Here is a 12500-nt window from a genome sequence, read left to right on the forward strand (position 1 = left end):
GGTTTGAAACTGATCGAAAGACTATGCTGAATACAATAAATGGAAGTGAAAAAACGAGAATCTCTTTTATCGCAAGACTCACAGCATATGAAAATGACCTTACAGAGTAGGGTATCATATCTGCGAAGAAGAACGCAGAGACTACAGCTCCCAATAGGACCACGAATTTTGGTATTACGTTAGGATCCCGTAATTTCATAAAGAAAAACCCTTTTTCACTTTAAAACGTATCTAGTGCACAGTCCGGCGTACCGCACAGCCAACACAAGACATTAGCCCGTTACGATACGCCGACTTACTGAAAACGCAAGCTTATATACAGAATGTACGCCTTCCAAACTGCGACTATTTACTTTCTTCCGATGACTCAAGTTCGTCCCCAAAGAGAAACTTATGCACTTTGACAAACAAAATCGAAAATGCGCCATTTCCAAGGACGTTTAGCACAGCAAGCACAGGGTCGAGCAATATATATATTGTTGTCGAGAGAGAGAGCATCACCGGTGTAAAGTGAAGGTACTCTTCCAGAATTGGGAACATAAGTAACAATCCGGTGCCAGCTATCGCTGCATCTGCAAACTTCATAAGTACAACATACATTAGGAAGTGTGCGTAGTCAGAGACACTTACTGATTCTAATGTCCCAAAGCCTGAGGCCAAGAACATCATCAGTATTACAGTGAAAAAGCAATCCCCTACCAAATGGATATTAACCGATCCTGGTACCACAATATCAGCCATTGGCGAGTTATTAGTACTCTTTTTGACTGCTGCCAAAGTTACCGGCATAGCCAACAGGCTAGACATAGTAGCAAACCCAGTTACCGCCGCAGGGAACATGTTTTTCAATGCCCCAGCAGTGAGACGCACAGACCCGCCGCATCCTACAAGGAATAAGAACAATACGTGCAACACAGCAGGCACGAATACGAACAGCATTACCTCGTAGTTATCTACAAACATATCCAAGGCGCCATCGCTGCGCATTTTGAATGTCAATCCAACGATGAAAATTGGCAGTAAAGGTGCAAAGGCCTTCTCCAGCAAGAACACGCTTGTGCCATAAAGCTTCTTAGAGACCTTGACTGCGGAATCCCCAAAAATCTTTGGCAGTGCAGCACCACACACAAAGCCCATTATCAAGGCCTTAGCACAGCTTACTATTGAAGGTAAACTAAACGTAGTGTACGCGGGAACAAGAGTATTCGCATTTTCTGTGGTTGATATGACCTTATCATCTACAACATCGATAACGTACGAAGCCAAAAAATGTGCTATTCCCACTGATGTAGAGTTGGACAAAAACACCATAGCCAGAAGCAGGGCAGACGTTTTTATCGTGCTCCCACCCCTCATCAAACTAGTAGAATGAAATACAACACTGAAGACTATGAACGGCAAAAGAAATACGAGAACCTCCTTGATAGACAGGCTGACAGCGTAGGCTACAGACCTAATCTCCAAAGGCACTATTTCAGCAAAAATAAACGCCGATACCACCAGTAACAGCAGTAAAATGAAACGTATTGAGTGACCCATATCGAAGTAACCAGGCTAACAAGTACCACACAACAAAAAACTAAAATGCGCCCTGAGCGACTCGAACGCCCGGCCTTTTGATCCGTAGTCAAATGCTCTGTCCAACTGAGCTAAGGGCGCAAAAAAGCAAGCGGTAGGTTATATGCTAATTCACATCCTGTAAACAAAATTTTTTACTTGTTAACTCTGTGCAATAAGGCACTGTACTTCTCGAAAAAGTATTTAATGTACAAAACACTCGACTACACTGTTGAAGAAATCAAGGTGCGCCTGGCATTTGCTATTCTATCGAGACATTTCAGTACCATAAGCGCACAAACCAAATGTGTGTTTATTGTTGAGGGGTGAAGAATTCTCAAATGGTTTACGTTTGTACAAGCATATTGTTGTCTTGGAAACTACGAAAATTACTACGTACCGCGATTTACTAATGTACCTTTCCAGTTGTAATTTAAATTGTTTTTTTGTGGACAAATTTTTGCTAACATCCCACAACGTGGCTGTTAGTCTCCTAGTTAGATGGTGAAGTTGGTAAATGGTCAAGTACGTAAATATAAAACCGGAATTCGGTGTTCTCTATTGTCTTAGGAAAGGATTCTCTAAGATGGTTCGCAGTCGCGTATTGATGTGTGTGTTTGCCGCTATTGCCCTAAATTATTTTTTCACGTGGCAAGGGAATAGCGTGTTGAGTGTAATGCGCACCAAAATCTCTGACGGCAGCGTGTCTGCGGCCAAAAGGGTACAAGCCACTGTGGAGAAGGCACTGTGCCATCCCCGGAAGGGCGTAGAATGCGCTGTGTGTGCTGACGATGCGCGAGGCGATTGCTCAGTGCAGATGAAGGTGCTTGCTGCTGAGAATAGCGATCTGAAGCGCTTGCTACATTTTCTATCTTACCATGGCGGTGTATCGTATGTTTCTGCGCAGGCCATTTTTGCGCATGATGGCGTTTCGGAGAAGGTATTCCTTGGGTTAGGAAGCAGGGATGGAGTTAAAATTGGCCAAGCTGTGGTGAATGGTAGCGGGCTGGTAGGAAAAGTTGCTGATGTTAATGAACGCAGTTCAAGAATTATTCTGGTAACTGATAAGGACTTTCGTATACCTGTTACGGTGGTGGAAAGCGGAGTAAGTGCTGTGTTGTCTGGCACTGGCAAAAGTTCAGTTTTAACTGATCTATCTACTGACGGGGCGGACATAGTAGACGGCTCTCTGGTTATTACTGCTGAGAGCAGTGAAGGATTCCCGTCTGGGATATATGTTGGAAGCGTTGTGAAGTCTAGGAAGAAGGTCTTTACGGTTTCTGGCAACGGCAGACTTGGTATCGTCAGCGTGCTAGAGGTTCATTACGGTGATTAGGTGTCACCATAGAATTGACGATGTATTGCGCTTTCCATACGTGCCTATTAGTCCGTCTTTGTAAGCTAGACCACCGGGTTGTATCTCATCGTTTTCTTTGCGTTGTACGGGCTGTTGGGTAGCTTTCTTCAGTGGCGTCCCAGTGTACAATTTTAGCAGCGTGGACATCGTGATCCAGAATCTATTGCACTGGGTATTTTCTGCGTTGAAAAGGAATATAAAGAGTTTCCGTTTTTTGCTGTTGTCTGAAGGCTTTTGGGATAAGCGCTAATGTATGTTGAAAGTGTATGCACGAACCGCTTATTATCCCTGAGGGTAATAGCTATTGGGGGATATATGATTTCTCGTGTGTTTCTACAAATAATCCCTTGAGCTGCGCAGTGACGTTATCCCTGTAGATAAGGAACGGACGCGACGTATATTGCGGTGCGCAGGGCAAATGCATAGTATTCTGTACTACACGAGACCCCTAAATCTGGCAAACACTGCTGTTGCGGTTCGTAGGAATCAGAACATATATGTGCTGATGAGCAGTTCTGTAATTAGGTAATGTGGATGTTCGATTTGCACAGTGTGCTTCTAACATGCAGAATTCTGTGTATTCAGGCAGTGCTAGCAACTTTTTTCAGCGTCTTTTAAAAAGCTTTTGTTTTACTTTACTACGCTTTGCTCAGGGAATTTGACTCTATACGCTGCAGCCAACTCACGGGCATTATTTACTCTTGCCGAGAACGTAACTACCTGTGCTCACGGATGTATCAGTCATTTTATGCAAAGTGCTTATGGCACAGTTGAAACCCAATTTTCGACAATTCTATAAACGCACAGCTTGAAATTTTGGATTGCATTAAGCGACCTACCTTGAGCTCCTTGTTAAGAGTTCTTTACGACAGTGAACCATTAGATTGCGTCAAGCTTTTACGTACCTCATTGTAGTCTTTTTCATAGGGTAACTATAAGTCCAGTTGTGTTATGAATTTGCGCTACATTGGTTGGCGTAGTTTCTCCATAAAAAATACTGTTTGTTTTCCGTATCCTACAAGGCGTAAGAAGAATTTGTCCCTAATTTTGAGCACATAGTACTACGCTGTTAGGTCAGTCCAGCGACCGTACAGCTCATGTATGCCTAATCTGTACAGATGGTATGGGTTATGCTTTTTTCCTTAAACGTTAATTTGGTGCGCTGTAAGCAAAGGGTATTCCTTAGCAGTGTGCATAGCGGCACAACACTGGCTTAACCGTGCCATCTTCGAATTAGATGAAATATTGGTTATGTATAGGGGCTTGTTTTGCGTTGGGGTGGAGGCATCACTTAGACGGCCAATATAAGGATAGCTTCTGCGCGGGCACAATCCTACCTGCGCCAAGTTCTACTTTTTGTGTTGCGCCAGTGGCACGGTCAGCTAACGGAATATCGGAGAGGTCCCACAAGACACACCAAAACGCTCCTGCATATTTCTAAAAAAGCGCTGGTCAATTTGCAATTCGTACAGATTTAAAATTACTGGCGAGATACGTGCGTGAATATACGTCAAGCCCACAGGAAAAAGAAACGCTACGAAAATCCGCAAAGCTCTATTTCGTGCCCATTTTCAAAGTTCTCCAGCACTTTCGTACTCAACATCTGTAAAATGCACAAAGAATAAAAAACCACAGCTTCTTCACGCCACATTTCGGATCCATTGCTTAAAACTGAGGTCATCCCAGTTTTGTGTTAGTCTTGGCGGAAGAGAACCCTAGACAAAGAGTCCATATTTTCCAAAACCTTCCCAACGCCCAGTGCCACGCAGTACAGAGGATTCTGAGCCACAGTTACCTGAAGACCAGTAGCTTCTGCTATGACACTGTCTAGATTCTTCAACATGCTAGCGCCGCCTGTCAGCGTAATGCCTTGATCAACAATGTCAGATGAAATTTCCGGTGGTGAGCACTCTAACGCCACTTTAATGGCTGATATTATGTTCTCAACCAACTCGGTAAGGCTTTCTGCCACTTCCCGCTCCGTCAAGGTAATCTCCTGCGGGATGCCCGTGGTTAGATCTCTTCCCTTAACAACGAGACTATTTCCTTCGCCATCCCTGGGAGGACATGCAGCACCGATAGTTTTCTTCACTTTTTCTGCAGTAGCATCACCAATCAGCAGGTTGTGGTGTTTTCTGGTATAGGCAATGATAGCCTCATCCATGAGGTCACCACCGCTCCGCAGCGATCGAGAATAGACTATTCCACCAAGCGATATTATCGCAACCTCTGTTGTCCCACCCCCTATGTCCACAATCATTGACCCTTCAGGGTGCGATACAGGTAAATCGGCACCTATTGCTGCAGCCATGGGTTCTTCTATTAAAAACACTCTTCCAGCACCAGCACATAGTGCTGCGTCCTGTATTGCGCGTCTTTCTACTGGTGTTGAGCCTGAAGGCACGCATATTATAGCCGTTGGACGGTTTATCGTTCTTCCGTTATTAGCAGTTCTGATGAAGAACTTTATCATTTCTTCGGCGCTTCTGAAATCTGCTATTACTCCATCTTTCAGCGGTCGCACTGCCTCTATTCCTTCAGGTGTTTTACCTAGCATCATTTTTGCTTCAATGCCGAACGCATACGGAACATATCCACCGTTATCTTTTAATAGGGCTACTACGGAAGGCTCATTTATCATGATTCCCTTGTCTCTTACGTATACGAGGGTGTTTGCTGTTCCCAGGTCAATAGCGATGTCGCTTGCCAATAACTTTCTACGCGCCAGGAAATCCCTACATTTTTCTATGACAGACATGCTCTTTGCTTTAGAGAAAAGGGACCGCAAACTCAAACTTACCATACGACACACTCCCTAACATTATGAAGGTAACAACCAGAGACTGTTACAACCTGCTGCACGACATACACACATATAGTCAACTGCACGCCATAGACTTCATAACAGTCTATATGTACAAACGCAATAGCAAATAGGGGTTTTTAGTGTTACTTTTCGTGAAAAATGGTACCCTGGAGGGTGTTATTTTTTGAGAGAACTTAGTGAAGTTTGGGTGGTTAAACATAGATAAGCCATGCGGAATGAGCTCAGGAAAAGTTGTTCATAAAGTAAAGAAGATGTTGGGTGTGAAGGCTGGACATGCAGGCACTTTGGACCCACTAGCAACTGGGGTGCTCCCAATAGCTTTTGGTGAAGCCACAAAAACAACCATGTATGCAACGGATACAGTTAAAGTCTATGAGGTGACTGTAAAATGGGGAGAGCAGCGCGACACTGACGATGCTGAAGGTGAAGTTGTTTGCAGTAGCTCTGTCCGTCCGGATGAGCAAAGTATAAGAGATGCTATACAGGGGTATATAGGCGTGGTACAGCAGGTGCCAGCGACATTTTCAGCCATTAGAGTAGGCGGTACCAGGGCGTATAGCCTATCAAGAAAAGGAAAAGATATAGAACTTGCACCGAGGAGCGTCTGTATTCTTTCGATCGAGTTTGTGTCTATGGACAGGGAAAGAGGAACGGCAGATTTTGTCGTTACCTGTAAGAAGGGTGTTTACATACGTGCTCTAGCTCGGGATCTGGGAATAACTTTAGGATGCTTGGGATATGTATTGAAGCTTAGGCGCACAAGAGTAGGGCCGTTTACAGAGCATGGAGCACTAACGCTACAACGTCTAGAAGAGCTCTCTGCGGAAGGAAGAGTATCGGAAGCAGTTCTTCCAATAAACATTTTTATGGACGGAATAACGAACATAGAGGTAGATGAGAGTGTTGGAAATAGTATAAGAAATGGGCGCTCTATAAGATTGAGAGATATCGCTTCAAATGGCTTGTGCGTCGAGGAGAATTATGATATGTGTTACCTAAGCCAGGCGGGTGGCGTGCCTGTCGCCGTTTGTGCAGTCGTGGATGGCACCGCAAGGCCGGTGCGTGTTTTTAATGTCTGAGTTTTAACTGTAGTTGAGGGGGTCCTTGCGGTTTTATGTCGATTACACCTAGTAAAAAGTCTGAATTGATTCTTGAGTACCGTGTCAAAGAGGGAGATACGGGTTCAGCATATGTCCAGTGCGCCATTTTGTCCGAGAGAATACGCAACCTAACGGAGCATCTGAAGGTGCATAAGAAGGACTATCATTGCAGAAGAGGTCTCATGGTATTGGTGTGTAAGAGGCGCAGAAAGCTTCAGTATGTGAAGAGTAAGTATGGCAGTGAATCATATTTGGACTTGGTAAAGAAGCTGGGCATAAGGGATGTATTCCATTGATAATTGTAGTAGGTATTTTTTCGCGCGAGCGCGCGTTTTTTATATAGGATTTAAAGTATGTTCGATATCACGAGGAAGTGTGTAGAGTGGGGAGATCGGTTATTAACCATTGAAAGTGGTAAGATAGCGCGTCAGGCAAAGGGCGCTGTAGTTGTTGATTATGGTGGCACATCTGTGCTTGCTACTGTTGTTTCGCAAAAGTCTAGGGAATCCGTTGATTTTTTGCCGTTGACAGTGCAGTTTTTGGCAAAAAGTTACGCGGTGGGGAAGATCCCGGGTGGATTTTTTAAGAGAGAGGGTAAGCCTTCAGATAGGGAAACTCTCATTTCTCGTCTCATAGATAGGAGTCTAAGGCCTCTGTTTCCGTATGGGTATTGCGATGAGATTGCTGTTGTGTGCAATTTGCTGTCGTATGATGCTAGTAGTCCGCCAGAGACAGTGGCTCTTATAGGTGCTGCTGCGGCTATGGCTATTTCTGGCATTCCTTTCCATGGGCCTGTAGTAGGTGCAAGAATAGGGTACAACAAGGAAGAAAAGAGATACTTGCTTAATCCGTCTGCTGACGAGTTAAGCACGAGTGCATTGGATATGTTCTATGCAAGGACTGATACTCCTCTTATGGTAGAATCGGAAGCTCATGAGCTTACTGAAGAGGAAATGGTTGGGGCTTTGCAATTTGGACATGAGCATTGTGAGCAAATCATAGAGGTAATAAAGGAGTTCGCTAGTGATGCTGGTGCGAGTCCTGAAGTTGATTTTGTACCTCGTGATCTCAGTCGGATAATTACCAGCATAGGGGATGACCACATAGAGCGGTTTGTGGCTGCATACTCAGATAAGGATAAAAAATCTCGGGTTTCTAAATTGGAAATTGCGAGAGCATATTTGTCTGAGGATTTGACTGAAGAATATATTGCGGGCGCTACGGAAGAGGATGCATACACTGCGCAGGATATCGTTCTTGCGATCAAGGCGTTTGAAAGATCTTTGGTACGGTCAGATGTTTTAGAAACTAAGCGTCGTGTTGATGGTAGAGCGTACGACCAAATCCGTAACATTGAGATAGAAGTAGATCTCATTCCTAAAGCCCACGGTTCTGCATTATTTACGCGGGGTGATACGCAAGCTCTGGTAATTACAGCTCTTGGTACGCCTCAGGATGAGCAAATAGTGGATGGTTTTGATGGGGATAAGCGAGAAAGATTCTTGCTGCACTATAATTTCCCTCCGTATGCTGTTGGTGAAGCTGCTGCACTAAGACCTCCTGGTAGAAGAGAGATAGGGCATGGTAAGCTTGCTTGGAGAGCTATCCATCCTGTTTTACCATCGAAGACTGATTTTCCTTATACTATTAGGGTGGTTTCAGAGATTACTGAATCAGACGGTTCGTCTTCTATGGCTACTGTATGTGGTTCATCACTGGCATTGATGGATACGGGTGTGCCGCTAAAGTCTTCGGTTGCTGGTATTGCAATGGGTCTAATTAAGGACGGTAACAGGGTTGCGGTTCTTTCAGATATCCTCGGAGATGAAGACTATCTCGGCGATATGGACTTTAAGGTTGCCGGTACGAAAGAAGGCATAACAGCCCTGCAAATGGATACAAAAATCAGGGGTGTAGGGTTTGATATCATAGGAACAGCGCTTGATCAGGCTCGAGAAGGTCGTCTGTTCATAATTGATAAGATGGATAAGGTCATAAAAGAATCACGTGAAGGTGTTCGTGATCACGTTCCAAGGATGGAGTCTATAGTAATAGATAAAGCCAAGATTAAGAATGTTATAGGAGCGGGCGGAAAGAACGTGCGTGAGATCTGTGAGAAGACTGGTGCCAAGATAGAGATTTCTCAGGATGGTACCGTTATGATCTATGCCGTGGGCAGTGAAGCTATCGAGGAAGCCAAGGAAATGGTTATGGGGATAGTCTCTGAGCCTGAAGTTGGTAAAGTATATAGTGGCGTAGTCTGCGAATTGGCTAAGTACGGAGCGTTTGTTACATTCTGGGGAGCTCGTAGGGGATTAGTTCATATTAGTGAGATAAAGAATGAGCGCATAGACACTGTTTCTGATGTTCTTGCGGTAGGGGACAAAGTTAAGGTCCTAGTCGTTGATATGGACAAGGATCATATACAGTTATCCATAAAGAGAGTAGATCAGGAAACGGGAGACAAAGTTGACGGTGAGCCGTATGTTCCTCAGCGTAGGGGAGGGGCGTCTAATGGTAATGCTGCCGGTGGTGAGGGCAATGGAAACAGAGCTGAGTATACCCGGGATTATGGTAATGGTGCGGCAAAAGACAAAAAGCGGAGTAGCTCTGCTTCAGCTGGGTCTGGAAGATCTGCTCCAACGCGTCGTAGGCATAGCATAGGAGGTTCTCCTTACGGTACGGAGTCTACTGGTGGTGCTGAGCAGGCTAGTAACGGAGCGCGCAGAGGCGGTGGAAATGGCTATAATGGCGGAGCTTCACAACAGCAAGCGGCTCGTGGTAAGAAGCCGCCTAGGTTCTTCTAAGGTTTATGCCATTTGATCGCAGGCTTGTACGTCGGTTTCGTGGGTCTGCGATTGCTTTTTCCTCGGCGCTTTTTGCGGAGGTTGTGTCGCTTCTTGTAAGTAGGGCGTCTTTTTTTCTAAAAGAATCGGCTCTCCGGGTTTTAGTCTTGGGTTGCCGTGACGGAGCTCTCATCAGAGGGCTCTTGCCTATTCTGTCGAGTAAAAGTCAAATTTTTCAGTGTGATATTACCTATTCTGTTTTTTCTGATAGGGAAAAGGAGTTAGGTGTTGTTGCAGATGATGAGGCATTACCATTCAAAAGTGAGAGCTTTGACTGTATTATGAGTAATTTGTCTCTTCATAACGTTAATAACTTGGTTGGAGCGCTTTCTTGCGCCCATTCCGTTTTACGAGAAGGTGGGTTTTTCATGGGAGCCACTTTTGGTAGTAGCACACTCCGTGATGTTAAAAAGGCAATGCTGGAGGCGGAAGGAGAAAAAATTGTTCCGCGAATACAGCCCTTTATTAATGCATATGAAATGCCGCCACTATTGCAATCATGCGGGTTTAGGGATGTTGTTGTTGATGTAGAGACTATATGGCTCCGATATAGGTGTATGCATCACCTTTTAAAGGATCTTAAAGATATGGGAGAAGGTAACGCGTTTCGGAAAGGGTACGTGCATTTAAGCAGGGATGTAATGAGCAATGCGTGGGACTTATATAGAAAGAGAGTAGGCTGTACATCAGCAGATGATGCTCCTGTAGGATATGAAATAGTTGTTTTTAAGGGAAATAAAAAAGGAAAATAGGCGAATATTTTGTTATTCCCCTGTTATTCTTCTGGTGCGATCCATAAGAGGAGTAGTTTGTTGAAATTATTACATTGAAAGGGGTAGTATAGTGCCTTAGACTTTATCTTTGTGTTTTATGGTGTGGTCACGAGGTGAATCATAGCTCAATCAGGAATTTTGCAATAATAGCGCATATAGACCATGGAAAATCTACGTTGTCTGATAGGTTAATAGAAGCCTGTAGCGCATTATCCGAGAGAGACATGAAAGAGCAAGTTTTAGACTCTATGGATATAGAGCGCGAACGTGGAATTACAATAAAAGCACAAACTGTAAGGCTAAAGTACACCTCAGTTTCTGGTGAAGTATACACATTAAATCTTGTTGATACACCGGGGCACGTTGACTTTTCGTATGAAGTGAGTAGGAGTTTGGCGGCATGCGAGGGTTCGCTGCTTGTTATAGACAGTAGTCAGGGTGTTGAAGCGCAGACATTGGCGAATGTGTACAAAGCGCTTGAAAATAACCATGAGATTATTACCGTACTGAATAAAATAGATTTAGCATCAGCAGATCCGGATAAGGTTAAATCACAGGTAGAGTCAATAATAGGGTTGGATTCAAGTGATGCAGTATTGGTTTCAGCAAAGACTGGTATTGGAATAACAGATGTTTTGGAAGCTATTGTTCAAAAACTTCCAGCTCCAAAAGGTGATATGGAAGCTCCGCTGAAAGCTGTATTGGTGGATAGCTGGTATGATCAGTATTTGGGAATTGTGATTTTAGTACGTATTAAAGACGGTGTCCTGAAGAAGGGAATGAAAATTGCTATGATGTCTACAGGTGCTGTTTATTCTGTAGACAACGTGGGTGTTTTCACTCCACATAAGCATATGGTGGAAGAGCTTTCTGTTGGTGAGATCGGGTTTATTACAGCAGGCATAAAAGAGCTATCATCTTGTAAGGTTGGCGACACTGTTACGGAGGATGGCAGGAGATGTTTAGAAGCTTTGCCTGGTTTTAGGGCAACATGTCCAGTTGTTTTTTGTAGCCTTTTTCCTGTTGATGCTGGAAGCTTTGACGCCCTAAGGGAAGCGCTCGGTAAATTACGCTTAAACGACTCTAGTTTTACTTTTGACATGGAGAGCTCGACTGCGCTGGGTTATGGATTCAGATGTGGATTTTTGGGGATGTTGCATCTTGAAGTTGTTCAGGAGAGGCTAGAAAGGGAATTTGATTTAGATCTCACGGCTACGGCTCCTAGCGTTGTGTATAAAGTGACGGACAAGCGTAATGTTACAAGGGATATCCATAATCCTAGTGATTTACCTGAATCTCATGAAATTCTTAAAATAGAAGAACCGTGGGTACTTGCCACAATAATGGTTCCGGACCAGTACCTTGGCTCTATGCTAGCACTATGTAATGAGAAACGTGGTGAGCGTGTTGATTTATCCTATACAGGAAACATGGCTTTGTTACAGTACCGTCTCCCGCTTTCAGAGATAGTATTCGATTTTTACGATAGGCTAAAGTCAATATCAAAGGGATATGCAAGCTTTGATTGGCAGATGGACGGTTATAGATTGACTGAAGTATCTAAATTGACGTTTTTGATCAACTCTGAACCTGTGGATGCGTTGTCATGCATAATACATAAGTCTAAGGTAGAGTCCAGAAGTAGGGAGATATGTGAACGTCTGAAGGATCTCATTCCTAGACAGCAGTATAAAATTGCAATACAAGCCGCCATAGGATCTAAGATAGTTGCCCGGGAGACTATAACTCCTTATCGGAAAGACGTTACTGCTAAGCTTTATGGAGGTGATGTTACTAGAAAAGTGAAGCTTTTGGAAAAGCAAAAGAAGGGGAAGAAACGTTTGAGATCTATAGGTAACGTTCAGGTGCCGCAAAGTGCCTTCATACAGGCGCTACGTATAAAAGATTAGAGACTAGGCACCTTATTTTCGTTGTGCTCAGTATCCGTCATGGGCTTTCCGTTATTCTCTGTTCTCATTGCGTTTACCCGCAAATCTTGTTGAGCGGACGTACTAGGTATCCCCCTTGAAGCATCAGGCA

At 44.1% G+C, this 12500-nt stretch carries 8 protein-coding genes, 1 tRNA gene and 1 pseudogene; 6 read left to right on the forward strand and 4 right to left on the reverse strand.

Annotated features, from left to right (window positions below):
- The 3 genes and pseudogenes from PGW94_RS03645 to PGW94_RS03655 form a co-directional block, all read right to left on the reverse strand.
- Positions 1-199: pseudogene (locus PGW94_RS03645) on the reverse strand (symporter); the annotation flags it as partial.
- A gap of 146 nt (positions 200-345) precedes the next feature.
- Complete coding sequence (locus PGW94_RS03650; protein WP_271758746.1) at positions 346-1539, reverse strand: cation:dicarboxylate symporter family transporter; 1194 nt, start codon at positions 1537-1539, stop codon at positions 346-348.
- 46 nt (positions 1540-1585) lie between these two features.
- A tRNA-Arg gene (locus PGW94_RS03655) sits at positions 1586-1659 on the reverse strand.
- Between the two features lie 415 nt (positions 1660-2074).
- Between PGW94_RS03655 and mreC the strand changes: the two genes are divergently transcribed.
- Positions 2075-2893, forward strand: a complete 819-nt coding sequence (gene mreC, locus PGW94_RS03660; protein WP_271758748.1) for a rod shape-determining protein MreC — start codon at positions 2075-2077, stop codon at positions 2891-2893.
- A gap of 1714 nt (positions 2894-4607) precedes the next feature.
- On the opposite strand, the gene PGW94_RS03665 is transcribed toward mreC, so the two are convergent.
- A complete protein-coding gene (locus tag PGW94_RS03665) occupies positions 4608-5672 on the reverse strand; it encodes a rod shape-determining protein (protein ID WP_271758760.1) in 1065 nt (354 codons plus the stop codon).
- 245 nt (positions 5673-5917) lie between these two features.
- Here PGW94_RS03665 and truB point away from each other — a divergent pair, with 245 nt between their 5' ends.
- The 5 genes from truB to lepA all read left to right on the forward strand — a co-directional run bounded on the left by truB (position 5918) and on the right by lepA (position 12370).
- The gene (truB, locus tag PGW94_RS03670; protein ID WP_271758750.1) at positions 5918-6820 is read left to right on the forward strand and encodes a tRNA pseudouridine(55) synthase TruB; all 903 of its coding nucleotides are present in this window, start codon (positions 5918-5920) and stop codon (positions 6818-6820) included.
- Positions 6821-6855: 35 nt separating this feature from the next.
- Positions 6856-7137, forward strand: a complete 282-nt coding sequence (gene rpsO, locus PGW94_RS03675; protein WP_271758752.1) for a 30S ribosomal protein S15 — start codon at positions 6856-6858, stop codon at positions 7135-7137.
- Positions 7138-7194: 57 nt separating this feature from the next.
- On the forward strand, positions 7195-9648 hold the full coding sequence (gene pnp / locus PGW94_RS03680) for a polyribonucleotide nucleotidyltransferase (RefSeq protein WP_271758754.1): 2454 nt from the start codon (positions 7195-7197) through the stop codon (positions 9646-9648).
- A 5-nt stretch (positions 9649-9653) separates the two neighbouring features.
- On the forward strand, positions 9654-10439 hold the full coding sequence (locus tag PGW94_RS03685; RefSeq protein WP_271758756.1) for a methyltransferase domain-containing protein: 786 nt from the start codon (positions 9654-9656) through the stop codon (positions 10437-10439).
- A 134-nt stretch (positions 10440-10573) separates the two neighbouring features.
- The gene (gene lepA / locus PGW94_RS03690) at positions 10574-12370 is read left to right on the forward strand and encodes a translation elongation factor 4 (RefSeq protein WP_271758758.1); all 1797 of its coding nucleotides are present in this window, start codon (positions 10574-10576) and stop codon (positions 12368-12370) included.
- The last annotated feature ends 130 nt before the right edge of the window (positions 12371-12500 follow it).

The organism is Candidatus Anaplasma sp. TIGMIC (assembly GCF_028204095.1).
Classification (GTDB): Bacteria; Pseudomonadota; Alphaproteobacteria; order Rickettsiales; family Anaplasmataceae; genus Anaplasma.